This window comes from uncultured Cyclobacterium sp., from assembly GCF_963976465.1.
Classification (GTDB): domain Bacteria; phylum Bacteroidota; class Bacteroidia; order Cytophagales; family Cyclobacteriaceae; genus Cyclobacterium.
In genome coordinates, this window is sequence record NZ_CAXBOC010000002.1 from 11,866 (window position 1) to 37,413 (window position 25,548).

Annotated in this window: 30 protein-coding genes; 21 read left to right on the top strand and 9 right to left on the bottom strand. The window is 37.3% G+C overall.

Features of this window, described 5'->3' with window-relative positions; translation table 11 throughout:
* Positions 1–101: 101 nt before the first annotated feature.
* Positions 102–1,721, bottom strand: a complete 1,620-nt coding sequence (locus tag AAC037_RS00380; protein ID WP_339900790.1) for a glycosyltransferase family 39 protein — start codon at positions 1,719–1,721, stop codon at positions 102–104.
* A gap of 326 nt (positions 1,722–2,047) precedes the next feature.
* On the opposite strand from AAC037_RS00380, the gene AAC037_RS00385 reads away from it, so the two are divergent.
* From AAC037_RS00385 to AAC037_RS00410, 6 genes are all read left to right on the top strand, one after another.
* Positions 2,048–2,839, top strand: coding sequence for a tetratricopeptide repeat protein (locus tag AAC037_RS00385; protein WP_339900792.1), 792 nt, complete (start codon positions 2,048–2,050; stop codon positions 2,837–2,839).
* 602 nt (positions 2,840–3,441) lie between these two features.
* On the top strand, positions 3,442–3,636 hold the full coding sequence (locus AAC037_RS00390) for a cold-shock protein (protein WP_303611445.1): 195 nt from the start codon (positions 3,442–3,444) through the stop codon (positions 3,634–3,636).
* A gap of 34 nt (positions 3,637–3,670) precedes the next feature.
* A complete protein-coding gene (locus AAC037_RS00395; RefSeq protein WP_014022331.1) occupies positions 3,671–3,865 on the top strand; it encodes a cold-shock protein in 195 nt (64 codons plus the stop codon).
* Between the two features lie 280 nt (positions 3,866–4,145).
* The gene (locus AAC037_RS00400; RefSeq protein ID WP_339900795.1) at positions 4,146–4,544 is read left to right on the top strand and encodes a VOC family protein; all 399 of its coding nucleotides are present in this window, start codon (positions 4,146–4,148) and stop codon (positions 4,542–4,544) included.
* Between the two features lie 27 nt (positions 4,545–4,571).
* Entirely contained in the window at positions 4,572–4,952 is a 381-nt protein-coding gene (locus AAC037_RS00405; RefSeq protein ID WP_339900797.1) for a nuclear transport factor 2 family protein, read from the top strand.
* Between the two features lie 465 nt (positions 4,953–5,417).
* Entirely contained in the window at positions 5,418–6,164 is a 747-nt protein-coding gene (locus AAC037_RS00410) for a polyprenol monophosphomannose synthase (protein WP_339900798.1), read from the top strand.
* On the opposite strand, the gene AAC037_RS00415 is transcribed toward AAC037_RS00410, so the two are convergent.
* Entirely contained in the window at positions 6,151–7,371 is a 1,221-nt protein-coding gene (locus AAC037_RS00415) for an FtsX-like permease family protein (protein ID WP_339900800.1), read from the bottom strand. The two genes, AAC037_RS00410 and AAC037_RS00415, sit on opposite strands and share 14 nt — an antisense overlap.
* Positions 7,372–7,409: 38 nt before the next feature.
* Between AAC037_RS00415 and AAC037_RS00420 the strand changes: the two genes are divergently transcribed.
* From AAC037_RS00420 to dapA, 10 genes are all read left to right on the top strand, one after another.
* Complete coding sequence (locus AAC037_RS00420) at positions 7,410–8,630, top strand: DUF1343 domain-containing protein (protein WP_339900801.1); 1,221 nt, start codon at positions 7,410–7,412, stop codon at positions 8,628–8,630.
* Positions 8,631–8,634: 4 nt separating this feature from the next.
* The gene (fmt, locus tag AAC037_RS00425) at positions 8,635–9,567 is read left to right on the top strand and encodes a methionyl-tRNA formyltransferase (RefSeq protein WP_339900803.1); all 933 of its coding nucleotides are present in this window, start codon (positions 8,635–8,637) and stop codon (positions 9,565–9,567) included.
* Between the two features lie 187 nt (positions 9,568–9,754).
* The gene (locus AAC037_RS00430) at positions 9,755–10,303 is read left to right on the top strand and encodes a sigma-70 family RNA polymerase sigma factor (protein WP_339900804.1); all 549 of its coding nucleotides are present in this window, start codon (positions 9,755–9,757) and stop codon (positions 10,301–10,303) included.
* A gap of 17 nt (positions 10,304–10,320) precedes the next feature.
* Entirely contained in the window at positions 10,321–10,707 is a 387-nt protein-coding gene (locus AAC037_RS00435; RefSeq protein ID WP_339900805.1) for a hypothetical protein, read from the top strand.
* A gap of 1 nt (position 10,708) precedes the next feature.
* Positions 10,709–11,164: a Spy/CpxP family protein refolding chaperone gene (locus AAC037_RS00440; RefSeq protein ID WP_339900806.1), complete on the top strand. Its 456-nt coding sequence runs from the start codon at positions 10,709–10,711 to the stop codon at positions 11,162–11,164.
* Positions 11,165–11,431: 267 nt separating this feature from the next.
* Positions 11,432–12,751: an exodeoxyribonuclease VII large subunit gene (gene xseA, locus AAC037_RS00445; RefSeq protein WP_339900808.1), complete on the top strand. Its 1,320-nt coding sequence runs from the start codon at positions 11,432–11,434 to the stop codon at positions 12,749–12,751.
* On the top strand, positions 12,741–12,941 hold the full coding sequence (gene xseB, locus AAC037_RS00450; protein WP_339900809.1) for an exodeoxyribonuclease VII small subunit: 201 nt from the start codon (positions 12,741–12,743) through the stop codon (positions 12,939–12,941). The genes xseA and xseB overlap by 11 nt, the downstream gene beginning before the upstream one ends.
* Before the next feature lie 119 nt (positions 12,942–13,060).
* Positions 13,061–15,538 (top strand): NAD-dependent DNA ligase LigA, encoded by a 2,478-nt coding sequence (gene ligA, locus AAC037_RS00455; protein ID WP_339900811.1) that lies wholly within the window; start codon positions 13,061–13,063, stop codon positions 15,536–15,538.
* Between the two features lie 6 nt (positions 15,539–15,544).
* A complete protein-coding gene (locus AAC037_RS00460) occupies positions 15,545–16,039 on the top strand; it encodes a hypothetical protein (RefSeq protein WP_339900813.1) in 495 nt (164 codons plus the stop codon).
* 1 nt (position 16,040) lies between these two features.
* Positions 16,041–16,934 (top strand): 4-hydroxy-tetrahydrodipicolinate synthase, encoded by an 894-nt coding sequence (dapA, locus tag AAC037_RS00465; protein WP_339900815.1) that lies wholly within the window; start codon positions 16,041–16,043, stop codon positions 16,932–16,934.
* A gap of 65 nt (positions 16,935–16,999) precedes the next feature.
* On the opposite strand, the gene AAC037_RS00470 is transcribed toward dapA, so the two are convergent.
* Both AAC037_RS00470 and AAC037_RS00475 read right to left on the bottom strand, forming a co-directional pair.
* Positions 17,000–17,173, bottom strand: a complete 174-nt coding sequence (locus AAC037_RS00470; protein ID WP_014022346.1) for a histone H1 — start codon at positions 17,171–17,173, stop codon at positions 17,000–17,002.
* 95 nt (positions 17,174–17,268) lie between these two features.
* Positions 17,269–18,519, bottom strand: a complete 1,251-nt coding sequence (locus tag AAC037_RS00475) for an aminotransferase class I/II-fold pyridoxal phosphate-dependent enzyme (RefSeq protein WP_339900817.1) — start codon at positions 18,517–18,519, stop codon at positions 17,269–17,271.
* A gap of 309 nt (positions 18,520–18,828) precedes the next feature.
* On the opposite strand from AAC037_RS00475, the gene AAC037_RS00480 reads away from it, so the two are divergent.
* Positions 18,829–19,416 (top strand): Maf family nucleotide pyrophosphatase, encoded by a 588-nt coding sequence (locus AAC037_RS00480; RefSeq protein ID WP_339900819.1) that lies wholly within the window; start codon positions 18,829–18,831, stop codon positions 19,414–19,416.
* A gap of 112 nt (positions 19,417–19,528) precedes the next feature.
* Here AAC037_RS00480 and AAC037_RS00485 read toward each other — a convergent pair whose 3' ends face one another.
* The gene (locus AAC037_RS00485; protein ID WP_339900820.1) at positions 19,529–20,101 is read right to left on the bottom strand and encodes a DUF4136 domain-containing protein; all 573 of its coding nucleotides are present in this window, start codon (positions 20,099–20,101) and stop codon (positions 19,529–19,531) included.
* Between the two features lie 139 nt (positions 20,102–20,240).
* Between AAC037_RS00485 and AAC037_RS00490 the strand changes: the two genes are divergently transcribed.
* The 4 genes from AAC037_RS00490 to AAC037_RS00505 are packed head-to-tail and all read left to right on the top strand — an operon-like array spanning position 20,241 to position 22,546.
* Positions 20,241–20,975: a LamB/YcsF family protein gene (locus AAC037_RS00490; RefSeq protein WP_339900822.1), complete on the top strand. Its 735-nt coding sequence runs from the start codon at positions 20,241–20,243 to the stop codon at positions 20,973–20,975.
* Positions 20,976–20,977: 2 nt separating this feature from the next.
* Positions 20,978–21,193, top strand: coding sequence for a hypothetical protein (locus tag AAC037_RS00495; RefSeq protein WP_339900823.1), 216 nt, complete (start codon positions 20,978–20,980; stop codon positions 21,191–21,193).
* On the top strand, positions 21,190–21,684 hold the full coding sequence (locus AAC037_RS00500) for a carboxyltransferase domain-containing protein (RefSeq protein ID WP_339900824.1): 495 nt from the start codon (positions 21,190–21,192) through the stop codon (positions 21,682–21,684). The genes AAC037_RS00495 and AAC037_RS00500 overlap by 4 nt, the downstream gene beginning before the upstream one ends.
* Positions 21,677–22,546, top strand: coding sequence for a biotin-dependent carboxyltransferase family protein (locus tag AAC037_RS00505; RefSeq protein WP_339900826.1), 870 nt, complete (start codon positions 21,677–21,679; stop codon positions 22,544–22,546). The genes AAC037_RS00500 and AAC037_RS00505 overlap by 8 nt, the downstream gene beginning before the upstream one ends.
* Positions 22,547–22,567: 21 nt before the next feature.
* Here the strand turns inward: AAC037_RS00505 and AAC037_RS00510 are convergent, their stop codons facing one another.
* The 4 genes from AAC037_RS00510 to AAC037_RS00525 form a co-directional block, all read right to left on the bottom strand.
* Complete coding sequence (locus AAC037_RS00510; RefSeq protein WP_339900828.1) at positions 22,568–23,266, bottom strand: DUF3307 domain-containing protein; 699 nt, start codon at positions 23,264–23,266, stop codon at positions 22,568–22,570.
* Positions 23,263–23,877 carry a SatD family protein gene (locus tag AAC037_RS00515; RefSeq protein ID WP_339900830.1) on the bottom strand — a complete coding sequence of 205 codons (615 nt, stop codon included), beginning with the start codon at positions 23,875–23,877 and terminating at the stop codon, positions 23,263–23,265. Before AAC037_RS00515 ends, AAC037_RS00510 begins: the two co-directional genes overlap by 4 nt.
* Positions 23,878–23,969: 92 nt before the next feature.
* Positions 23,970–24,488 carry an L-lactate permease gene (locus AAC037_RS00520; protein ID WP_339900832.1) on the bottom strand — a complete coding sequence of 173 codons (519 nt, stop codon included), beginning with the start codon at positions 24,486–24,488 and terminating at the stop codon, positions 23,970–23,972.
* Between the two features lie 11 nt (positions 24,489–24,499).
* On the bottom strand, positions 24,500–25,548 hold a 1,049-nt coding region (locus tag AAC037_RS00525), incomplete at its 5' end, for an L-lactate permease (protein ID WP_339900833.1).

The window sequence follows — 25,548 nt, forward strand, 5'->3', positions numbered from 1 at the left end:
TCATTTTAAACCTATTTGCTCTATTCAGGCTACCGGAAATTTTTAATATTGATAATACAAGCTTTCCAAAATATAATGAAGGCTTATAAATTATATGGAGACTATTGCCGAATGGATAGTTCTTCTTCGTAGACACGCATAATAACTGTGACTGAGCCCTCAAAAAGATCTTCTCCTTCAAATACTTTGGAAGCTTTGATCCCTATTTCCTCCAATTCATTTAGGTTTTTGTTATTGGTTATGATTAGGTCTCCGGCCTTGGGTGCATACTTAGGATCTTCAATGGATAGTATTCTTTGTTTACTATTGAAAACAAAAGCAGGATTAAATGCTCGAAAATAGTATAGCTGATTGTTATTTACCCAAAGATTATTAGATTGAAACACAGGATTTTTTGTATCAATATTAGGCAAGGCATCATAAAACAGCAGCCCGGTAAAACAGATATAACCCAAACAACCCAATAACCAGCTTTTTTCATATTTTTTATATAAACACAGGAAAAGACCAATACAGCCTAAAATTGAAGGTATAAAAAACCAAATCGATAGCCCATTTATCTCAGGTATAACATGCTTTAATTGAGGTAAAAATAAAGTCAGAGGGATAATAAATATTAACAAGCAAGCAAAGATAGAGGGAGCCTTAAATTTGCCAGGGCTAAGGTTTGCAAAATACCAGCCCACCATAAGGGCAAGAAATGGGTATACAGGAGCTGTATAATTTGGAAGTTTGGTACCAGAAACCATAAAAAACGCTATGGTAACAGTAGTAAATAGTAAAGCCAAAACTATTATGACCGGAGGTTTCCGTGACTTAAAGACTTTAATTATAGCAGGTATTAAAGCAGCAATCCCCGGTATAAACCCTACTGCTACAAAAATAAGTGTGAGCAATGCCCCACCACCATGCCCTTCCATGGCTGAAGAAAACCGGTTAAGATTATGGTGAAAGATAAATTCTTTTAACCAAACCCCTTTGGTTTGGATGGAAATAAGGACATACCATGGAAGAGAAATGATACAATAAATTAGAAGAGCCTTAAAATTCACCACTTGCTTTATATGAAACCCTATTGGTCTTTTGTCCAATACCATATAAAAGAATACAGTCAACCCAATCAAAACTACTGCAACAGGCCCCTTACTCAAAGTGGCAAAAGCCAAAAACAAAGCTGCTGCATATAAGTAATATCTGGTTTTAAATAGCGTGCTGACATACCTTTCATAGCTGATAATTGTCAAAAAAAGGAAAGTGATTAAAAATGGATCAGGAACTGCCAGGTGAAATTGCAATTGCCAATGAATGGAAGACAACAAGGCTAAACCTGCATAAAAGGCTGCCTTTCTACCAAAAAGCTTGTTTGAATAAAAGTATATAAGTACAAAACATATAAATCCTGCCATGGCAGAAAAAAACCGAGCACCTATAGCGTTTATTCCAAAGATTTCATACCCAATAATAAAAAGGTGGTAATGTAGTGGCGGCTTATCATACCTTGGTAAGCCATTGAAAGTAGGCAGAACCCACTCCCGGTTTTGATACATTTCCATAGCTGCAGCAGCATTTTTGGCTTCATCCAAAATGTAAATACTATATGCTTCAATACCCATGAAATGAACAAACAGGCCGGTAAGAATAAAAAGGTATGGAAACCATTTTTGCTCATAAAAATTCATACCTACAAAGAAAACAGGACCTCTTTTAACGGTACCAAACAAAATATTATCCTAATGTTAAATTATTGTATAAAAGGGAGGAGAATACTTTAAAGGAATAGGATTAGTAAAACCCTATGGCTACTAACCTTACCAGTACAACCAAAAACAGCTAAATATATTTTTGTATTGGGTAAATTTAGAATAACAACCTTGATTATCTTAAGTTTCTAGAAAAACCTAAATATTTAGACCTGTAAAATGGTAAATACGGTTCTTTATTCTAAAAAATTAGGTCTACTCTCTTTATTTTATCAAAAAACTTGCAAGATTTAATTTAACCCCTTATATTAAACTAATTAATTAATATTTATAAAGTGTTAATGCCTATGTCTTTACGTATTGTTTTTATTTGCTTCCTTTTAACTGGTTGTTTTGGGAATTTTAAAACCGGAGAACAACTCTATAACAGTGGTGATTATAAAAAAGCTATCGACGAATTCAATAAGGTACTCTTTGTAAGCATTACAGACCTCAAATCCCTACACCTTAGGGCACGTTCTTATGAAGAGTTAGGTGAATTGAAAAAAGCAGAAGCTGATTACAGAAAAATTTTAGCCTTAGATCCGGAATATGCCTATGCTTATACCGGCATTGCAAAGCTCGCATGGGATAAAGGACGTTTTGTTGAAGCAGAGAACAATCTATTGAAGGCCGCAATGCTCGCCCCTGAGGACTATGATGTTTTGCTATTTTTATCAAGAGCCATGATAAAGAACGGTCGCCATAAAAGTGCTGTTGAATTCCTGGACTTGGCCATCAAGCTGAAACCTGAGGAGGCAACGCCACACTATTATAAAGGTATTGCCCAAGCACATGACGGTGACGGACTAGGGCTGATCGTTTCACTTAACGAATACATTAACCTGGAACCCAACAATATCAGCGCTTATTATAACCGAGGTTTTGGTTTAATGACATTTGGTTATTATGCCTGGGCCGTTGAAGATTTTGACAAAGTGCTGGAACTGGCACCCAAACACTATGACGCATTGGCTAGAAGGGCCATTTGCATGATGAAAAAAAATCCTAGGCAAGCCTGTTTTGATTTGGAAACTGCAGCCATGAATGGAAATGAATTTGCCAAGCAACACCAAGGAGATTGTAAAGCTTACAATTGATCAATTCAGGACTAAAGGTTTTTCAATCCTATATTTCCAGAGCAACACAATTTAACCAAATCAGGAAATGTGCCAATTTTACAAAAAATTTTCAAAATAAATTAGTTTATTATAATATAAAACCATTACCTTTATGCCATCCAAAATATAGTTTGGTGCAATAAATAAGCAAGTGCACTGCAAAAGGCAGTGAGCAGTATACGTAAAAGTAGTATTTTCCTCTAAGAATTTCTCCCAACGTTTCCGATAGTTCATTAAATCAGAGCTATTCCCTCAACATTTTCTTTTTTATTGAATTAAGTATTATTTAATTCTTTTGTTATAAATAAACATCGAAAAAAATCAGCAGGATCTGATCATTTTGTTACCCTTAGATTAAGTGTACCGGAATTTTTAAAAGCAATCGTGTAAGCAATCGAGCTTTAAGGTTTAATCGTATTAAAGTCATTGTTTAAGCATCAATATTTGTAATAACATAGGTCAAAACTCTATTTATAAAATTTAAGAATCAAAGTATCCATTTATTGCAATACTTTGCGTAAAAAATACAAGACCACTCTCCACAAATAAAAATTATTTTATCAATACAATACACAATACTAATGCAAGAAGGAATAGTAAAGTTTTTCAATACAGAAAAAGGTTATGGATTCATTACCTCAAAAGATTCAGGCAAAGATATCTTTGTCCACAACAGTGGTTTAATCCATGAAATCATGGAAAACGACGAAGTATCATATGATACTGAAGAAGGAAAAAAAGGACTTAACGCGGTCAATGTAGAGCGCATAGATTAATAACAACAACACTACAATTAAAACGAATAAAACAATGCAAGAAGGAACAGTAAAATTTTTCAACGAAGAAAAGGGATACGGATTTATTACACCTAGTGATTCAGGTAAAGACATTTTCGTACACAATAGTGGTTTGATCGATGAGATCAGAGAAAATGACAAAGTATCTTACGAAGAAGAGCAAGGTCGTAAAGGTCTTAACGCTGTAAACGTTGAGGTAATAGGTTAATAAAACCAATCCTAGAAAAATTAAGAAGTGGTCACAAAATGATCACTTTTTTTGTACCCTACCTAATTTACCTAAATCATTCGGTAATTAATTTGAGCTATATCAGACTTGCAGAGGCCACTATATAATAGCCTCAATTTAAGCAATCCAATGCTTCTTTGCATTTCATACATGCAGCATGGCTAAAGTTGTCGCAATCACCCCTAACTGTGTCGGATGAACACTGCACAATTAAAATTATTTTTTCTGAAATTAGATTTACACTAAAAATTATTATTCTATGCCACAAGAACTATGGTTAAATCTACCGGTTAAGGATCTTAATAAAACAAAAGCATTTTTTTCTGAGCTTGGTTTTGAAAAGCTAAGGGATGCCCCCGAGATGGTCGGGTTTAAAATTGGTGGTGTATCCGTTTTAATGGTTACAGAAACTCGGTTTGAAAAATTTGCACTGAATAAGGTTACAGATACTTTAAAAGGCAATGAGTTACTTATATCCATAGGAGCCCCAAGTAAAGAATATGTAAATACCATGGCTGCAAAGGTGGAAGCAGTTGGTGGTACTGTATTTTCTAGGCCCGCAAAAATACAAGGTTGGATGTATGGTTTTGCGTTTTCGGACTTGGATGGACATCGCTGGAATTATCTTTATATGGACTTCGATAAAATGAACCAGTAATTTCCAATGCTTAAAATTTAAGAAATAATGACAAAATTGACCAACGCCCCGGATTGTGGGAACTCCCCGAAAAAGAAGTTTCTTAAAACTTTCAATGAATCTTTTGCAAACGGAGACGCAACTTTTATATGTTCACATGTCAGTGAAGACATAGTGTGGAAAATCCATGGAGACAAATCTATCAAAGGCAAGCAAAACTTTAATAAAGAAATCCACTCCATGAAACATAATATTGCAGATGAATTAATCATTCATTCCATCATCTCACACGGAAAGGAAGCCTCAGTCAATGGTGAAATTAAAATGGGAAATTCGATGTATGCTTTTTGTGATGTCTATCGGTTTACCTCAGCTGCTAGTACACAAATTAATGAAATTCAATCTTATGTTATTCAAACTGCTCGTTAAACGAACAACCTCAGTAAAACTTCTTTAATTAGTCAATTCCAATAAACCTTTAATCTAATAAGAGTCCATCACTTTTTAGGACATTGGCCTTTAGTAAGCTCAATAGTGAAACAGGCTTTTCGCTAATGCCATTGGTTCCTTACTCTTGACTAAAACCTATTATCGGTAGGCTTAGTGAGAAATTTGAGTAGAGGAAGTCGTGGGAACCTCCTAGAAGATGAGTCTGCTTCACCATTTTCTAGCTCAAAAAGCCCCAGGGAGGGTTAGCTATGACGATTTAGTCGTTTATAAAGACAATTTAAATTGAGTTGGCTTTATTGTTAAGCAAGATAGCGCCTTTCAATATACCCACAATAGCAAATTTATAATGGCTTATTTTCACTTTCTTTAACAATAATTGTAGTTCAAATTTTTTGACTAGCCGGAGAATATTCCGTATTAAATTCTACTTTTGTATTCTCAAATATGAAAAGCAGTAAACTAGTCATAATACCTACATTCAACGAAAAGGAGAATATACAAGACATGATTGTCGAGGTCATGGCATTGCCTGAAAGTTTCGACTTGTTGGTGATCGATGACAACTCTCCGGACGGCACAGGTGAATTGGTAAAACAAATGCAGGAGACCTATCCTCAACGGCTTTCTCTGATCGTAAGAAAAGGAAAGTTAGGATTGGGAACTGCCTACCTGGAAGGTTTTGCTTATGCCTTAAAAGAAGGTTATGAGTATATTTTTGAAATGGACGCTGATTTTTCGCACAATCCACAGGATCTTAGTGTGTTGTATACGGCCGCTGTCACCGGCAACCACGACATGGTAATAGGTTCCAGGTATGTTTCCGGTGTAAATGTGGTCAACTGGCCCATGGGCAGGGTATTAATGTCCTTTTTTGCCAGCAAATATGTACAGTTAATCACAGGAATCCCCATCAAAGACACCACAGCAGGATTTGTTTGTTACCATAGAAAAGTTTTGGAAGCCATTCAACTGGACAAGGTGAAATTCATAGGTTACGCTTTCCAAATAGAAATGAAATTTACTACCTGGAAGATGGGTTTTAAAATTTTGGAAGTGCCAATAATTTTCACAGACCGCACCAGAGGCACATCCAAAATGTCTAAACATATCTTTAGAGAGGCCATTTTAGGCGTAATCTACATGAAAGTAAAAAGCATTTTTGTGAAACCTAAGCCGGTTAATCAAATTTAATCGATTTGATAGGGTTTACATTACTAATAATTATGGCCGGAATAAACAGTACAAGGGTAGTAATTATCAAAATCAACAAATTTAAGCCAAGGATTATCGGCCAGTCCCAAACTATAGGAACATAACTCATGTAATAATTTTCTGCATTGAGTTTGAAAAGATGGGTTGTTTGCTGCAACAAACCAAAACCTAGCCCAATCAAGTTGCCCAGCAACATTCCCCTACCAATTATCCGTATGCCGTTCCATATGAAAATATTTCTGATTTGGCGATTACTGCTACCCATGGCTTTAAGTAAGCCTATCATGGAGGTTCGTTCCATGATCAAGATAAAGAGGATGGACACCATATTAAAGGAAGCAACAAACAGTATCAAGGCTAAAAAAACGTAAACATTGTTATTCAGTAATTCCAACCAATCGAAAATCTGTATAAACCTGTCTGTAACCTTGGTTAATCTAAGGTCATAATCAATGCTTTCATACAATTCATCCTCATAAGCATCAATATTTTCCGGATCATTAATAAAGACCTCAAATCCTCCTACTTTATCTTCATCCCAATCATTGAGCACCTGAATTACACGTACATCTCCTAGTACAAACTTGTCGTCAAAATCTTCCAGAAAAGTCTCATATAATCCCACTACTTCTAACCTTCTAAACCTGGGGGGATCCTGAACAAAATACATGGTGACCTTACTTCCAATATCCAAAAGCATTTTCCTCGCAATTTTGGTACTGACCACAATTTCATTTGAGGACCGCCCATTTTCCGGAAATTGGATAAACCGTCCTTTGACTATAGATGGTTTGAAGGCCAAGCTATCAAAATCCCTACCTACCCCTTTCATCATGATACCTTCCACTTCCTCTTCACCTTTGATAAGGGCCGGTTTATTGGCAAATACCTGCACATGACGGATATAATCACTTTCCTTATAATTCGTATAAAAGTCACTTGTAGTACTTGTGGGCGAATCCTCTAAGGACTGGCTCATCACAAAGCGGTTGACTTGAAAATGACCGGTAAAGGAAAATACTTTATTGGAAATCACTGATTGAAAGCCTCCCAAAATTAAAAAGGAAATAATCATAATAGACAAGCCAAGCGCAATACTGGCTACAGCGATTCTGTGGATGGTTCCGGTGAAACCTCCCGTCTTTTTAAAACTGATTCTTTTTGCAATGAAGTAGGAAAGGTTCAATGAAGTCGTTTATTTTGTTAACTGAAACGCAAATTAACATGAAGCAGACTAAATTAATACTTATCCTCGCTTTTTTGTTTGGCAATATGACTTTTTGTAAGAGTAAGCCGGACAATGACAGCTCTTCAATAAAAATTTTAGCTCCATCAGAGGAAGAAAAAGCGGAAATTCTTCCCGGTGCCGATCGTCCGGAGGTATATTTGCCAAAGCTAAGAGGTAAAAAAGTAGCTCTCGCAGTCAATCAGACTAGTATTTTACCCTCAAAAGGCAATATGCACCTTGTAGATTTCCTGCTTGGACAAGGAATCGAGATAAAAAAGGTTTTTGTTCCTGAACATGGTTTCAGAGGAAAAGCTGATGCAGGTGAAAAAGTTGACAATTCTATTGATTCGGAAACCGGCATTCCGCTTGTTTCCTTATATGGAAGTTCAAAAAAACCTTCAGAAGAGGCTTTAGCAGATGTGGACATCGTTATTTTTGATATTCAAGATGTAGGCATTCGCTTTTATACTTTCATCAGTACCTTACATTATTTAATGGAGGCCTGTGCAGAGCAGGATAAAAAACTGATGATTTTTGATCGCCCCAACCCCAATGGAGACTATGTGGATGGTCCAGTTCTGGAAAAGGGCTACGAAAGCTTTGTAGGTATGCACCCAATTCCAATTGTTCATGGGCTAACCGTAGGAGAATTGGCTCAAATGATTAACGGAGAGGGATGGTTAAAAGGGGCAGTAAAAGCACCAATTGAGGTCATACCTGTTGCCAATTGGGAACACAAAGATCATTATTCCTTACCTGTTAAACCTTCCCCAAATTTACCAAATGACCTTGCCATTAGGCTGTACCCTTCTCTGTGCTTTTTTGAAGGAACAGATATAAGCTTGGGTAGAGGAACAATGTTTCCCTTTCAGGTTTATGGATATCCGGACCCTAAATTTGGTGATTTCACCTTTACGCCTGTAAGCATTGATGGCATGTCAAAATATCCACCACAGCAAGACAAGCTATGCTATGGCAAAGATTTAAGAGATGAACCCCTTTCCCACCAATTTACCCTTTCATATTTATTGGATGCATACCGAATTGCAGATAAAGGAGCCTCATTCTTCAATGCCTTTTTTGACAAACTAGCAGGTTCAGACCGGTTAAGAAAATCCATAATTGCCGGAGAATCGGAGGAGAGTATCAGGTCTTCCTGGCAAAAGGAACTCGATGCCTATAAAACAAAAAGAAAGCTTTATCTGATCTATAAATAAGCATATGGAAAAGAAAGACATGAAAATCATTTTCATGGGCACGCCTGAATTTGCGGTAGCTCCATTGGAAGCATTGATTCAAGACAATTGGAATATAGTGGCTGTGATCACCGCCCAGGACAAATTACAAGGAAGAGGCCGAAAGCCAAAAAGTTCAGCAGTTAAAGAATGTGCTGCCAAACATGGGATCCCGGTTCTTCAACCGGCAAATTTAAAACATCCTGATTTTATTGAGACATTAAAATCCTATAAAGCTGATTTGCAAATAGTGGTTGCATTTAGAATGCTTCCAGAGGTGGTATGGTCCATGCCTCCCTTGGGTACATTCAATTTACACGCTTCACTTCTACCCGATTACAGAGGAGCTGCTCCCATCAATTGGGCCATTATCAATGGAGAGACCAAGACCGGGGTGACTACCTTTTTCCTTAAACATGAGATTGATACCGGTAGCATATTATTTCAGAAAGAAGTTTCTATTCTGCCAGAAGACAATTTGGGAGATCTGTATGAAAAACTAATGCTTGAAGGGTCAAAGCTAGTGGTCAAAACCATAGATGCTATTTCCAAAGGAGATATTACCCCTCAGGATCAGGATGAGAGCAAGGCACTCAACCATGCACCAAAGATTTATAAAGAAACAGGGAAAATAGACTGGAATAAATCTGCCGTTTCCATAAACAATCTTATCCGTGGTCTCTCGCCCTACCCTGCTGCATGGTGTGAAATTAACAACAAAAGCTGTAAAATATTTAAGGCCGAAGTAGTGGCCGACAGCAGTCCCAATGCCCAACCAGGCACCATCAAAACAGACCATAAAAGTTATGTTCACTTCCAAACTGGAGAAGGTGCCTTGTCTATACTCGAATTACAATTGGAAGGGAAGAGAAAGATGGAAATAGGCGACTTTTTGAGAGGAAACACCCTTAATATTTAGCCATTTATGGTATCCTCAAAGGACATGAAACAGCAAGTTTTAGGTTCGCCATGCATTGGGTGATTGATAGAAAAAAATATAATTCAGCCTAAAGCCTGTAAAAATTCAAGCTTAGGCACAATGAAAAAAAATCAAAAAGATTGTAAGCAGATTAAACCATTTGATTAAATTATAGTCTAAAGAATGAATGGAGCCAAAAAACGATGCAGCACTTCTAGAATTGATTAATTCCCCTAAAACCCGTGAAAAAGGTTTTCGTATTTTGGTGGAAACTTATCAAAGAAATGTTTATGGAATCGTAAGAAAAATGGTTATTATTCATGATGATGCCAATGATGTGGTTCAGAACACTTTTATCAAGGCCTTTAAAAACATTGACAAATTCAACCAACAATCCACTTTATTTACCTGGATTTATAGGATTGCCGTAAATGAAAGTCTGAACTTTATTGAAAAGAAAAAAAGGAAGATGTCTACACCCATAGAGGAATACCATGAAAAGATGGAGAACTACGTGGATCAATCCCCACTGGTAGATGGGAATGAGATAGAGAAAAAACTTCAGAAAGCCATTCTAAAATTACCTACCAAGCAACGTTTGATATTTAACCTAAGGTATTTTGATGAATTGCCTTATGAAGAAATGAGTAAAATCACTGAAACCAGTGTAGGAAGTCTAAAGGCGGGATACCACCATGCTGTCAAAAAGATTGAAGAATATCTAAGCAATGATTAAACCATTGGCTAAACAAATTGTCTAACAATCGTATGGAAAATTTCTCTAAAAGAAACATATTCAAGGTTCCGGAAAATTACTTTGAGCAACTTCCGGATCAAATCCTTGAAAAAAAGAAACCCAAGGCCTTGCACTATTACCTAAGTGGTATGGCGGCTGCAGCGGTTGTTGTCATTGGTTTTTTCATTTTTCAAGGAAATGAGACGATAACTACTTCTAATAATTACCAGGTAGACCTAAATGAAGAAGTAGAATATTATATCGAGTCCGGGGTATGGAATGTGGAAGATGTGCTTTCGTTAGCCGACAATCCAAACGAGTTGCTTGATAATATTACAGAAGAAGAGTGGAGCAATCAGACTTGGGTGGATGAAGGTTTATTAGAGAATGAAATATTTTATTGATATGAAAAAGCTATTAATTGTCTTCTTATTAACAAGTTTATCTTTTGTTGGCTATGGCCAAAGAAACAATCAAGTGGACAAAGAAAAATTAGAAGCGGCGAGAGTGGCCTTCATAACCAACCGGCTTTCATTAAGCCCAGATCAAGCTGCAAAATTTTGGCCTTTGTACAATGAGTTCCAGGAAAAAAGAAATGCAGCGATGCGAGAAATGCGTCAAATCTCAAGGAAAGGTGAAGAAGAAATAACCAATGAACAAGCAGAGGAATTGATAGAAAAAAGGTTTAAGCTTCAAGAAAACTTATTGCTTGCAGAGAAAAATTTCACAAAGGAAATTGCCTCAAGCCTAAGCCCTATTCATGCCTTAAAACTCGATGAAATCAACCGAGATTTTACAAGGCATATTTATAGAATTCATCGCAAACAACGAGAATCCAAACCGGAAAACAACAATAATTAGGCAAACTTTGAAAAAGAGCATGCCAATGGGTAAATAGTTGATTTTTGATTTAAGTAGTGCAAAAAGACAAAAAATACAATTTTGTATTGGACTGTTAGTGTTACAGTTTTTCGAATTTTTAAAGTTTATTGCTTTAACTTTTTCATCAAAAACTTAAAACATTTCATTGTAAATCTTTTGGAAAAATTCCTGATAAAGGATATAATATTGTCTACCATCAAAGTAAAATTGTCCATCTTTTAAGCATATTTTTCGTTTATTTGTAGCATGCAGCAGCAAGCTATATCACTTCTTTCCCTAAACGAGCTGATCAAAAGAACATTAGACAGTAACCTGTCTCCTACCTATTGGGTAATAGCAGAAATAGGAGAATTAAGGGCCGGAGTAAGAGGTCATGCTTACTTGGATTTGATAGAAAAAGTCGATGGAAATATATTGGCTAAAATCCGGGGCAATATATGGTCCTATACCTACCAATCTATTTCTAGGAAATTTGAAAGTGTTACCGGGACTTCTCTTCAAGGGGGAATGAACATCATGGCCTTGGTGACTGTTCAATTCCACGAATTGTATGGAATTAGCTTGGTAATCAAAGACGTGGATCCCAACTTCACCTTGGGCGAAAGGGCCAGAAAAAGGCAAGAAATCATTGGCCGGCTCACCAATGAAGGCCTTATGGACCTCAACAAGCAATATGCCTTGCCTGTGGTCAGTCAAAAAATTGCCATAATAAGTTCTGTAACGGCTGCAGGCTATGGGGATTTTATCAACCAGTTGGATCAAAATTCCCAAGAATATAAAGTTCATTACCGCTTATTTCAAGCTGCCATGCAAGGCAAAGATGCGGTTCCTGAAATTATTGCAGCCATTCATCAAATTGAAGCGGCACTGATCGATAAAAAATTTGACCTCTTGGTCATTATTAGAGGTGGAGGTGCTCAAACAGATCTGGACTGTTTTGATGATTATGAACTTGCCAAAACCATAGCCAATTCAAGTTTACCCATCATTACAGGGATAGGGCATGAAAGAGATGAATCCATTGCTGACCTTGTAGCCCATACCAAGTTAAAAACACCTACCGCTGTAGCTAGTTTTATATTATCCGGTTTTAGAGAATTCGAGGACCGCTTGCACAGAAACCTAGTAGGTATAGAAAGAAATGTGCTGGCCAGACTAAAAGCTGAAGAATCAGGGTTGGCAGATAAAACACATATTCTGTTTAATATATTTCAAAATAAATTAAACAAAAATAATTTATTATTGGATAGATACGCCCAGCAAGCAAAAAGAAGTGCCTTATATAAAATAGACAAAGAGCAGATTAAGAACGATCATCTGGCACAGAACTTACATAAAATAGTAGATAGGAAGTTAAATAAATCCGAAGAACGGATTGAGCAAATAGGGAAAACCATTGACCGACTTAATCCGGAAACCCTTTTACTAAGAGGGTACACTAAAACCGAGAAAAATGGGCTTCCTATCCATGGGCAAGACTTAGCAAAAGGTGATGAGTTGGTTACTTTTACAAAATTGACAAAAATAACTTCTGTTATTAATAAATTAGAAAAAAATGAAAAATAAGAAGGATAACTTAAGCTATGATGAGGCCATTTCAAGGTTAGAAAATTTGGTCAATCAGCTTGAGGATGGTGAGCAGAGGATGGATGACTTAACAAAGATGGTTAAGGAGGCCAGTGATTTGGTTAAAGTTTGCAAACAAAAATTAAAGATGACTGCCGAAGAAATCAAAAAGGCATTTGATGAAGAGTAGGAATTGATCGCTTTAAAGAAGCCATCCCGTACAAATTCCATCTTTTATTTATGGTCATAGGCATCATTTTATAATCAAAAACAGTACATTTGAAGGTAGGAATTGTGATCATTTTTTAAATGAAAAAAGTAAGTATACAAGAGGCAGAGAAACAAATTGATGCGTTGACCAAGGAGATCAACCATTACAATCACCTTTATTATCAGGAAGACAATTCCGAAATTAGTGATTTTGAATTTGATAAATTACTGAATAAGCTTATTGAGCTAGAAACTGATTATCCCGAATTAAAAAAAGCGGACAGTCCCAGCCAACGTGTCGGTGGCACAATCACCAAAAATTTTGAAACTGCAGAACACGCTGTTAAAATGCTTTCTCTCGGCAATACTTATTCCAAGGAAGAATTGGTAGCTTTTGACGAGAGGGTATTCAAGGGGCTCGAACATAGAAATTACAATTACTTTTGTGAACTGAAATTTGATGGGGTAGCCATAAGTTTGGTATATGAAAAGGGTGAATTAGTAAGGGCTGTCACCAGAGGAGATGGCTATAAGGGGGATGTAGTAACAGAGAATGTCAAAACCATCCGTAGCATACCCTTGTATATTCAAGACAGAGAAAACTTACCTGAGAAGTTTGAAGCCCGAGGAGAAATATTCTTATCCAAGCAAGGTTTTGAGAAGATTAATGCAGAAAGATTAAAAAACGGTGAAAGTTTACTGGCCAATCCAAGAAACACCGCCTCCGGCACCTTAAAAATGCAAGACTCAGCTGTGGTTGCAAAACGAAGGCTAGATTGCTACCTGTATCAATTGATAGCAGACGATGTTGATATAGCGCAACATGGAGGGTCAATTCAACAACTTGAAGAATGGGGTTTTCATGTCTCTCCCACCTATAAAAACTGTCAAAACCTTGAAGAGGTTTTTGAATATATTGAGAAATGGAGAGAGAAACGGCATGATTTGTCTGTTGAAACAGATGGTGTTGTAATAAAGGTAAATGATTATCGACAGCAAGAAGAATTGGGTTTTACAGCGAAGGTACCTAAATGGGCCATTGCTTATAAATACCAAGCAGAAAGTGCAGAAGCCACCCTCCTTTCTATTCAATATCAAGTCGGAAGAACAGGTGCTATCACACCTGTTGCCAACCTTTCCCCGGTCCAATTGGCCGGAACTACGGTCAAAAGAGCTTCCTTACACAATGCCAATGAAATCGAAAGGTTGGATTTACATGAAGGAGACACTGTACATGTGGAAAAAGGGGGAGAAATAATTCCTAAAATCACCGGCGTTGTAAAAGCACGAAGGATAGAAGGAAGTCAACCTATCGAATACATTAGGGAGTGTCCGGAATGTGGCACTACCTTAGAAAGGAATGAGGGAGAAGCCAAGCATTTCTGTCCTAATGACGAAGCATGCCCTCCTCAGGTATTGGGAAGATTAGAACACTTTGTTTCCAAGCGAGCCATGGACATTGACTCCTTAGGAACAGAAAGGCTTCGAGCACTGATACAGCAAGAGTATGTACAAGACCTCGCTGATCTATATTTCTTGCCTGAAAAAAGAGAGGCACTCCTTGGTCTAGAAATCACCGATGAACAATATTCAAAAAATAGCGAAGGGTATTTATATGTAAGTCTTAAAAAAGGTTTGTATGCCTTGACCCAACAGTTAACCCTAAAGGAAATTGATGAGTTTATCGCAGAGAATGAGCAATTGAGCCTCAATCAAAAAGTCAATGATTTCAAGGCGTTTATCACGCATCGCGGAAAAAAAAGCAAGCAAAACGGACAAGCTATAGATAAGCTTTCTGTTCTAATAGATCAGGGCCATTTTGACCTTGTTGAGGATTTTGTACCAGTGGCCTATGTATTGGCAATATTGATTGGGAAAGAAGACAGCATCGAAGAACTAAAAGTGCTTACAAAAAATAAGAGCAGTGTCCATGAAATCGTCATTCACGACCAAATAGGCCTGTTTGAAAAGCATGTCGATGCCATCAATAAGTTAAAGGGCAATTCCTTTCAAGAAGGGGTCATAAAAAACATGTTGGAAGGTATAGCTCAATCCATAAAACAGCCTTTTCCAAAAGTTTTATTTGGCTTGGGTATTAGAAATATTGGTGAAAATACCGCGATATTATTGGCCAAACATTTTCAAAATATTGATAATTTAGAGAAGGCAAGTTCTGAGGAGTTACTAGCCATCAATGGTGTTGGAGAAACTTTGGTAACTAGTATTCAATTATTTTTCGCAAAGGAGAAAAATAAATCAATCATCAAGAAGTTAAAAGAAAAAGGCTTACAATTCCAACTTTCTTCAGAAGAAACCCAACTTGAAAGCACCATATTGGAAGGTAAAAAAATACTGGCTTCGGGTCGTTTAATTCATTTTAAAAGAGATGAAATCATTGATTTTATCGCTTCACATGGCGGAACCTACTCCAAGTCGGTTTCCAAAAACCTGGATTTTATAATTGAAGGCGAGGACATGGGGCCCAGTAAAAAAGAAAAGGCCGAGAAATTAAATATTCCGTTAATTTCAGAGGAATCATTTATAAAAATGTGTACAACAAATAAAGAAATAAAATAAAAACAGATGAAATGGATAAGGGAATATTACCTAAAAAGCACTTTGGAAAAGCCAAAGAAGAAACCTACCCAAAAATCCATCTTATTGAATACAGAGAATATAAAGACCATATCCATAATAGCCAATAATAAGGATGAAATAGAGGCCATCACTGAGGTAATTCATTCCGACTTGGATGAAAACATAAGGGTAATAGGAAATTATTATGATGAGAAATCAATAGATGAACAGGCTTTTTCTTATAAAGATTTTACTTTATTTGGTAAACCTAGAGAAAAACTAAATCAATTGCTTTCCCTTAAACCAGATTTGATTATTTTTACCCCTGAAAAGCTGAATTACTTTACCTTATTTTTACTACAATTACAATCGGCATCTTATAGTATGGGGTTTTATAATGAGGAAACGAAGCCCTATTTGGACTTGATGTTGAACAATAAAGAAAAAGATATTCAATCAGGAACCGCACTGTTGATAAAATATTTAAAGCAGATCAATTAAAATGAAAAAGTTTACAGGTACCGGAGTAGCCTTAGTCACTCCCTTTAAAGCAGATGGAGCTATTGATTACCCTGCTTTGGAGAGAGTTATTGAGCATGTTATTCTGGGGAATGTTGATTATTTGGTGGTACAAGGTACCACAGGAGAATCAGCTACACTTTCAGAGGAGGAAAAAATGGAGGTTTTGGCCTTCACAAAGAAAATCAATCGCTCTAGGGTCCCTATTGTCTATGGTCTTGGAGGAAACAATACCGCTGCACTTTTGGCGGCTATGGATACCATTGATTTTTCTGAGGTTGAGGCGGTGCTTTCAGTAAGCCCCTACTATAATAAACCCAGCCAAGCAGGTATCATTGCCCATTATGAGGCCCTGGCGGATAAGTGTCCCGTTCCCATCATTTTATACAATGTCCCGGGAAGAACAATGTCCAATCTAAGTGCCGCAACCACTTTAAAGTTGGCCCAACATAAAAACATTATTGGGGTTAAAGAAGCCAGTGGTAATTTAGAGCAATGCATGCGTATTGTCAACGCTAAACCGGATAATTTTCTATTGATCTCAGGAGATGACATGAATACCACCCCTATGAGAAGTATCGGTGCGGAAGGTGTAATATCGGTAATGGCCAATGCATACCCTGAAATTATGGGTGCCATTATCCACGGAAATTGTGAATATTCTAAAAAAGGGTCTTTCAGTCTTTTGGATATTAATCCACTTATGTATGAAGAAAGCAATCCTGTTGGTGTAAAATGTCTAATGGAACATTTAGGCATTTGTGAAAGTCATGTCAGGCTTCCATTACAAAAGGCTTCCAATGATTTAAGAAGCAGAATTATCGCTGCAGCAGACCGTATCAATACCAATCAATTTTACTCTCCCCATCTAGAGTAGAATATATATACAAAAAAAGGGGGACTTGTTTTTAAATAAGTCCCCCTTTTTTTATGTTACTTAACTCAAGAATTTTTGATATCCTGAACTTCTTTCCTGATATCCTGAGCCATATTTTTTAAATCTTGCATGCCTTTTCTTACCCTTGTTCCTGCGGCTTGATTTTTCTTATCGTAGAATTTGTCAAAATCAGCTTCAAGAGACATTATAAGATCTTTGATTTCATTAAATCTGTTCATAATTAAAAGTTTATTTAGGTTAATGATGAAATTGTTTTTTATTCAATATAGGTAAATAGTTTATTAATATACAGTATTGGCCCTTTTTTCTAAATTTATTCACCAAAAGAAGTCGCCAACTCTGTATTTTTATAATAACCACTACTTAATTTTTCTTTAATTGCCTCAAATGCAGCAATTGTTTCTTCCACATCTGCTAAACTATGTACCGCAGTAGGGATTAAACGCAATATAATCATTCCTTTTGGAACAACAGGATAAATCACAACGGAACAAAAGATATTATAGTTTTCACGCAAATCTTTGCTTAATGTAGCCGCTTCACCTACAGTACCGTTCAATACTACCGGGGTTACTGGTGAATTGGTAGTACCGATACTGAACCCTTTTTCTTTCAAACCATTCTGAAGCGCATTCACGATCTTCCAAAGGTTATTTTTAAATTCAGGTCGACTTCTAATTAAATCCAGTCGCTTCAAAGCTCCTTCTACCATGATAAGCGGTAGCGCTTTGGCAAATATTTGAGAACGCATATTGTATTTCAAATAATGAATTACTTTCGCATCACCTGCAATAAACGCGCCAATACTTGCCATTGACTTAGCAAAAGTTGAAAAATACAAATCAACTTCTTGCTGTACGCCTTGTTCTTCACAAGTACCGGCACCGGTTTTTCCCATTGTTCCAAAACCATGTGCATCGTCTACCAAAAGGCGAAACTGAAATTTATCTTTCAATTTCACAATTTCTTTCAGCTTGCCCATATCTCCGGTCATACCAAATACACCCTCAGTAATAACCAAAACACCGCCACCGGTTTCTTTGCTAAGTTTCTCTGCTCTTTTCAACTGTTTCTCACAGCTTTCTATATCATTGTGAGGATATACAAATCGCTTACCGATATGCATTCGCAAAGCATCTATAATACAAGCATGACATTCACTATCGTAAACTATTACATCTTTTCTATCGATCAATGAATCAATCACACTCATGATACCTTGATAGCCGTAGTTGAGCAAATATGCTTTTTCTTTTCCCACAAATTGTGCCAATTCACTCTCGAGCTGCTCATGTAGGTCAGTATTTCCAGACATCATCCTTGCTCCCATTGGGTACGCTGCTCCCCACTTTGTGGCAGCATCAGCATCTGCTTGTCTTACTTCAGGGTCATTTCCTAATCCTAAATAATTGTTCAAACTCCAATTCAGAACTTCTTTACCCTTAAATTTCATTCTAGGAGCAATTTCACCCTCCAATTTAGGGAACATGAAATATCCTTCTGATAACTCGGAATGTTTTCCTAACGGACCAAGATTGGTATTCAGTTTTTCAAATATATCCAATGTGTATTTACTTTGATGTTCAACAAATTACTAATTCAATAGGCTAATAAAACCCTCAAAAATAAGATTTTTAAGTGGATTCAACAAAATTACGTTGATTTTTGGTGAATTCGGTATTTAGCCTTACCCAATATCTATCGCCTAATTGAGCGTTTAAGTTTGCTATTAAATCGTAGATTTGCAAAAGCAAAGGGGCTAAAATTAATAGTTCCCTTTTTTCCAAACATTCAATTTTCTGATTTAACCTGATCATTAAAAGAATTAATACCCTTTTTAATGTAGCTCTCGAGCATATAAGCTACCCTATATATGAAAATAATCGACAAAACCATCATCCTTTCTTCCAATTCCCCAAGAAGACAACAGTTGCTTAAGGACTTGGGCTTTTCATTTGAAGTAAAGACCATGCATACAGATGAAAGTTTCCCGAGTGATTTGGAAGCCAAACAAGTGGCATCCTTTCTTGCCGAGAAAAAAGCCAATTCTTTTCTTCCCCATTTAAAAGCTGATCAAGTACTTATTACTGCTGACACCATTGTTATTGCCAATCAATCCATTCTTAATAAACCTCAAAATAAGGAAGAGGCAATAAAAATGATTCATGCAATCAATGGAAGGTCTCATTTGGTGGTTACAGGAGTTTGTATTGCGGATTCCAAACAAAAAACAACTTTTTATGACCAGACAGAAGTGACTTTTTCGCAGTTAAACGAGGAGGAAATTGCCTACTATGTACATACATTTAAACCCTTTGATAAGGCTGGTGCTTATGGTATTCAAGAATGGATAGGCATGGTGGGCATCGACAGTATCAAAGGTTCCTATTATAATGTAATGGGACTTCCTGTTAATTTGCTATACAAAACCTTAAAAGCTAATTATAAATTAACTCTATAACCTAGTTGCCAAGGCAACTCAATTTTGGATCCTTTAATTTGTTATAAGTTTCCAGTTTATGGAAAGGATTTAACTTTAGAATTAAACAAAAGGCAATCCTATTACCTTTTGTTTAATTTTCTATTTGCTTCTCAACATATTTAGAAAACTCTTTTAAGATTTTCTCTGCTGAGGTAAAGAGGTTTTTGGTTTTCTGCTTGGGCTTGGTTATTTCCCCTACTGCACTAATTCTCATGACCACTTTATCTTTCTTGGTATCTATAAAGTCTACCACCAATTCCCCCATATCATATTTCTCCACGCTATAGGTACTTCTACCCGCCCCATATGGGTAAGGCATCATGTATGGGCTGTACATTCCATAATATGGACTCATCATGGGTGTTCTGTTGACCTCTTTTTGCCTATCTGTAAGGTTGGTATTGTACCTTACAATTAAATCCGGTTTGGTTTCGTCTTCCGAAAACCCCATATTCCTCATCCCTTCTGAAAGTCTATGTTTCAAATTTTCTTCCAAAACAGGTGATTCAAATGCATCTTTATCGTAATATTGGTTGATTACAAAGAATGTATCGTAGGTATCAAAACTTGCCACTTCATTCTTTTCCATGAAAACCCGAACAGGGCTACAGGAGGAAAAGAAAATGCTTAGAATTAATGCCAATATGCCAATTGAATATTTCATAATTTTTACCTTAATTTTTAACTTCAAGACGAAGACAAAACGTAAAATGTTACATCAAAGTATAATTTGAACCAAAACTCAATAACAGCCTCTATTGAAATAATCTTTTTTGTGACAAAAAACTTGTATCCTTGTACCTATGCGTGAAAATGTTGATTTAAACTGTGATCTGGGAGAAGGAATGGCCAATGACAAAGCCATTATGCCATTTTTAGGGAGTTGTAATATTGCTGCAGGTGGGCATACCGGTGATGAACATACCATACTTGAAACCATTCAATTGGCTAAAAAACATCAGGTAAAAATTGGGGCCCACCCCTCCTATCCTGACCAACAAAACTTTGGAAGAAGTCCCGTGGATATCTCTTTTGCCCAACTTGAAGAAAGCCTTTTTCAGCAAATCAATTTGGTAAAAAAATTAGCCTCCACTGAAAACAAAACCTTGCACCATATAAAATTTCACGGGGCCTTATACCTTAAAAGTCTCACATCTCCCGAATTGGCAGGTAATCTTGCTAAATTTGTAGCCCATAATTACAAAGGGGTTCAATTATATGCACCTTATGGCTCTTGCATGGCTGAAGAGGCTAGGAAACAAAAGGTTCCCTTAAAAAATGAAGGTTTTGCAGACAGGGCTTATATGACCAGTTCCATATTGATAAGTCGGAAAAATTCTAATGCTATTTTGACTAACCTTGATGAGGTAAGGCATCAGGTTTTATCAATGGTTTATAAAGGTAAAGTACCCACTTTTGATAAGCAGAGCCATGACATAGTTGTAGACACGATATGTATTCATGGAGACCATCCTAAAGCTTTGGAAATAGCCCAATTATTAGGCCCTTTGCTTGCTACTTCCACTTTAAACCGATAAGGATGAAATACCCCATTAAAATATTATATCTTGGAAGCGATACCATAGAGCTCCACTGGCCGGAAACCATTGCCGAAGACTTATTGATGGAAATGATTACCCTAAAAAATTTGATTCAAAAAAAATGGCATATCATCATATCATCCATCTACCATAGTTATCAAATATTAAGTATCCGCTTAAAACACGTGGCCAATAGTACTGTTTTTATGGCTTGATCCAAGGGCCTTTACCTAAAGTGGACTTGCCTCAAAGATGGGTTTGGACCGTACCTGTATGTTATGAGCAGGAAATAGTCCCCTCCATCAGTAAATACCTTCAAAAAAAAAACATGGATGCCAATACATTAATCGCACAACACAGCTCTCGGCAATACCTATTGTATTTTTATGGGTTTTTACCTGGCTTTATGTACTTGGGGGGCCTTCCAAAAACCCTGCATATCCCCAGAAAAGATATACCCGATAGAAATATCGCCAAAGGGAGCGTGGCCATAGGTGGGGAACAGACTGGTATTTATCCCATTGACAGCCCCGGAGGATGGTATGTTGTGGGTAAAATGCCAATTCCTATTTTTGGCAATGGTAAATTAAATTTACCTTTTAATCCCGGAGATAAAATTCAGTTTGAAGCCATTTCTTCAAAAGAATTTAAAGAGATTCAGGAAGCAAGTAATTATAATTGGGAAAAAGCATTGTATCGTGGGTAAAATAGTCTTTATAAAAGCCGGATTATTTACTACAATCCAGGATCAGGGGAGGTTAGGGTTTGTGGACAAAGGAATCCCAACTTCAGGGCCTATGGATGAATCTTCCTTCCATTTGGCCAATTTACTGGCAAGAAAAAATCCCGATGCAGCATGTCTGGAGGTTTATATGGGCAATGTTTTGCTTTACTTTACCGAAAATTGTCAAATTGTATGCACAGGAGCCTATGCTAAAATCAAAGTTGACTCAAAGGTATATGGCACCAATGAAATTATTAATATTTCTGCCTATTCAAAGGTAAATATCGCTACCTTTCGCCAAGGTCAATGGCTTTATCTGGCCATTAATGGATATTTTGATAGTGAATGTATTATGGGTAGTCAAAGTTTTTATCAGGAAATCACCCCTTTGGCCAAATTTAGAGACAATGATATTTTAACTTTTACTAGTTCTTCCAACTTTATTCCTACAGACTTTTCCAAGGTTAAGCCAAGAGGATTTTCCAAATCTCCTCAAATTCCGGTCTTTCCGGGCCCCTCCTTTTCTTCCTTGAGTAAAGCTCAGCAACATGCACTGACTGACTCTATTTTAACACTTTCACCCATCCAAAACAGAATGGGAATTCAATTGGTGGAAAAAATTAAACATTCCCTTCCTGAGCTGATTTCAAGCCCGGTATATCCCGGTACAGTTCAATTGACCCAAGCGGGAAAAATCATTATTTTAATGAAGGATGCCCAAGTAACAGGGGGATATCCTCGGGTTTTACAACTAACAAGGAAGGGCATCTCCATACTCTCTCAACTCAGACCACAAACAAAATTCAAATTTCAACTGGTTATGCAAAAGGAATTGGCCACCTAATGGATAAAAGTCCAGCTTTGGTTAATATTGGTCATAGATCCATCCGCACAATATTGCCAGACCAAAACTTACCAAAGTTCCGATCAGAATATACTCTGTCAGTTTTCGGTCCTTAGACTCCTTTAAATCTCCAAACCTAAATACCGACTTTGCTGCCACCAAAAACCCTATGGCTTCCCATTTTCCGGCGATTATAAAAATCAAAACAAACCATCGTTCCAGTATACCAATGTATTGTCCAGCTTTTTCCAATGAACCAATTTCATCATCTGTGGCAGGCGTCCATTTAGAAATGATCGTCTTGATTATTATTGAGGCAGGTAGTGATAAGAAAACGAGCAAGGTAAGCACCAACCAAAGTTTTTCCGAAATTGGGTACAATCGCTCAATAAAACCTGGGTCTATCCAAGCTACCACCACTCCTATGGTTAACACATGCGCCAATTGATCTATAAAAAACCAATACCTTTTGGTACCCGGTTTTTGTGCATATAGCTTAATCAGGTCAACAAGCCCATGAACAAGCACTATCCCTAATGCATATGGCCAAAAACTCAAGTCGGCCATGATTAGTAGGATAAGTAAACCATGTACCAATAGGTGCAAGTAAAGTTGGTAGGCCTTGAACTTTTTTGCTTCTTTTGCCTCCACCCATCGGCTGGGTTGAAAGATAAAATCTCCCAATAAGTGAGCTAAAATCAGCTTTATAAATACTATCATGAGGTAAACTTTGCTATTCGTTTTGGGAAATAATCCACCAATGTATTAATTACTTCAAAATGAGCCCTGGAAAGCCGTGCACTAACTGAGTTTTGACTAATATGCTCCATCGCTCCTAATGCTGTTTGATTTTTTTCAGGGTGCTTGAATGCAAGACACACCATTTTTGCAGAATTGATTGACCAGCTGTCCATGATCGTCAATGCCAACTGAAGCATAAGGTTTATTTCCTCGTTTAGCTCTGTGTATTCGCTCTTAAACATTATCCCCTGCTGCTCCTTTTCAAGCTCCTCAAATATCTCACCCGAATAAACATAAGCAGGCCCATTATTTTCCAATAGTCTATCGGATACATAATGCTCCTCTCCTATGCCCAGGCCCATCCTTATGTCTAACGGTGCTATTGACCTGATGGCAGCCTTCAATAAAATGGCTGCAAATAATAACTGCCCTGGTTCCTTTATTCTCAATTGAAAGCTGTCTCCCCGATAGATTTCCCAATCGCTTCCCTCCTTTCCCCATTCTTTCAATTCTTTCTTTAATTCCTGCATCCACTGAGCTGCCGGAACTTTACGTGAATTGATCAAATCTGCTGTGATGATCCCTATCATTGAATGCTTTATCTATCTACTATTTACAAGATAAACCAATTTATCGATTAATTAGTGGATAAACAAAATTATCGACTAAAAAGAAGATAAATTTAAGGATTTAGCATGAATTGATCCATAACACCGACTATTCCAATAAGGGGGAAGCCAATCAAACCTGTCACCAAAAGGTAATACAAGGTAGGAAGAATGGTTTTGCGAAGCACACTTCCTTCTTTGCCTAGGAGCCCTACTGTGGCGGAGGCTGCTACAACATTGTGTATGGCGATCATATTTCCGGCTGCCGCACCAACTGCCTGCAATGCCAAAATCCAGGTGGGAGACATTCCAAGGTTATCAGCAACTCCGAATTGAAACAAGCTAAACATTAAATTGCTAATGGTATTGCTACCGGCAATAAAGGCACCAAGCGCTCCTATAAATGGAGCAAAGAATGGATAAACCATCCCCACTTTATCTGCCGACCATTCTGCCATCAAAATAGGCATGGACAGCATACCGGAAGCATTCTCTCCTGAGTTAATATACACCCTGACCATGGCAACAGCAAAGAGTAACACTGCACCTGCTTTGAAAATCATTTGTCCACTTTCAGAAAATGCTGCTTTCACTGCCCTGCCATTCATCCCGTGAAGAAAATAAGCAGAAGTGTACCGGGCAAATACAAGGGGGTGCTGGTGGCAGCAATATTGGTTCCTAATATGGGGTCAATACCAAAAGAAACACTGGTTAGCCAATTTTTAAAAGGCAATTGGGGCAGCCTACTTAATACCAATAACATGGCTAAAAAAACATAAGGTAACCAAGCTAATTTTAAGGAGAATTTTGGCTTCATTGAAGTCATCTCAGCTTCAACTTCATTGTTAAAATTCGCTGCTCCCAACCAGTCTTCAGGCCAGTGCTTGGCTTCTTCCATTTCCCAGGTTAATTTAGGCACCAAAAAACCCTTCCTGGCTGCAGAAACTACCAAAGCCAAACCCACTAAAGCGCCAATAAGAGAAGGAAACTCAGGCCCTAAAAAAAGCCCTGTAATCAGATAAGGAATGGTAAATGACAACCCGGCAAAAATTGCAAAAGGAAAAACCTGAAACCCTTCCTTCCAGGATCTGTTTTTACCAAAAAACCTGCAAAGCATCAAAACCATTAGAAAAGGCATAAAGCTACCGACAAGGGCATGTACAATGGCCGCATTACCGGTGACAGCAGCCAACACATCAGCAATATTTAAACCCATCAAATCTAATCTGGATGTCAATTCAGGGTTTTCCAAACCTCCTTTAACACCAACCAATATGGGCGTTCCCACTGCACCGAAAGTAACAGCAGTGCTCTGCACCATCATCCCCAAAACCACCGCTGCCAAGGCAGGGAAACCAAGTGCAACCAATAAAGGGGCGACAATAGCCGCAGGAGTACCAAACCCGGCTGCTCCTTCAAGAAAAGACCCAAAAAGCCATACAATAATGATTACCTGAATTCTTCGGTCTTTACTAATTCCAAAAAAACCATCCCGAATACGGTCGACAGCTCCTGAATATTTGAGAAAATTAAGCAATAAAATAGCACCAAAAACAATGTATAGGATATCAAAAGTGATAAACAAACTTTGAATGGTGGAAGCCAGAATGGTCAATAGAGACATTCCCCAGAATACAAAAGCCAAAATTGAGG

Coding starts and splice junctions, on each gene's coding strand:
- AAC037_RS00385 (WP_339900792.1), top strand. CDS start 2,048: ATGTCTTTACGTATTGTTTTTATTTGCTTCCTTTTAACTGGTTGTTTT.
- AAC037_RS00390 (WP_303611445.1), top strand. CDS start 3,442: ATGCAAGAAGGAATAGTAAAGTTTTTCAATACAGAAAAAGGTTATGGA.
- AAC037_RS00395 (WP_014022331.1), top strand. CDS start 3,671: ATGCAAGAAGGAACAGTAAAATTTTTCAACGAAGAAAAGGGATACGGA.
- AAC037_RS00400 (WP_339900795.1), top strand. CDS start 4,146: ATGCCACAAGAACTATGGTTAAATCTACCGGTTAAGGATCTTAATAAA.
- AAC037_RS00405 (WP_339900797.1), top strand. CDS start 4,572: ATGACAAAATTGACCAACGCCCCGGATTGTGGGAACTCCCCGAAAAAG.
- AAC037_RS00410 (WP_339900798.1), top strand. CDS start 5,418: ATGAAAAGCAGTAAACTAGTCATAATACCTACATTCAACGAAAAGGAG.
- AAC037_RS00420 (WP_339900801.1), top strand. CDS start 7,410: ATGAAGCAGACTAAATTAATACTTATCCTCGCTTTTTTGTTTGGCAAT.
- fmt (WP_339900803.1), top strand. CDS start 8,635: ATGGAAAAGAAAGACATGAAAATCATTTTCATGGGCACGCCTGAATTT.
- AAC037_RS00430 (WP_339900804.1), top strand. CDS start 9,755: ATGGAGCCAAAAAACGATGCAGCACTTCTAGAATTGATTAATTCCCCT.
- AAC037_RS00440 (WP_339900806.1), top strand. CDS start 10,709: ATGAAAAAGCTATTAATTGTCTTCTTATTAACAAGTTTATCTTTTGTT.
- xseA (WP_339900808.1), top strand. CDS start 11,432: ATGCAGCAGCAAGCTATATCACTTCTTTCCCTAAACGAGCTGATCAAA.
- xseB (WP_339900809.1), top strand. CDS start 12,741: ATGAAAAATAAGAAGGATAACTTAAGCTATGATGAGGCCATTTCAAGG.
- ligA (WP_339900811.1), top strand. CDS start 13,061: ATGAAAAAAGTAAGTATACAAGAGGCAGAGAAACAAATTGATGCGTTG.
- AAC037_RS00460 (WP_339900813.1), top strand. CDS start 15,545: ATGAAATGGATAAGGGAATATTACCTAAAAAGCACTTTGGAAAAGCCA.
- dapA (WP_339900815.1), top strand. CDS start 16,041: ATGAAAAAGTTTACAGGTACCGGAGTAGCCTTAGTCACTCCCTTTAAA.
- AAC037_RS00470 (WP_014022346.1), bottom strand. CDS start 17,173: ATGAACAGATTTAATGAAATCAAAGATCTTATAATGTCTCTTGAAGCT.
- AAC037_RS00480 (WP_339900819.1), top strand. CDS start 18,829: ATGAAAATAATCGACAAAACCATCATCCTTTCTTCCAATTCCCCAAGA.
- AAC037_RS00485 (WP_339900820.1), bottom strand. CDS start 20,101: ATGAAATATTCAATTGGCATATTGGCATTAATTCTAAGCATTTTCTTT.
- AAC037_RS00490 (WP_339900822.1), top strand. CDS start 20,241: ATGCGTGAAAATGTTGATTTAAACTGTGATCTGGGAGAAGGAATGGCC.
- AAC037_RS00495 (WP_339900823.1), top strand. CDS start 20,978: ATGAAATACCCCATTAAAATATTATATCTTGGAAGCGATACCATAGAG.
- AAC037_RS00510 (WP_339900828.1), bottom strand. CDS start 23,266: ATGATAGTATTTATAAAGCTGATTTTAGCTCACTTATTGGGAGATTTT.
- AAC037_RS00515 (WP_339900830.1), bottom strand. CDS start 23,877: ATGATAGGGATCATCACAGCAGATTTGATCAATTCACGTAAAGTTCCG.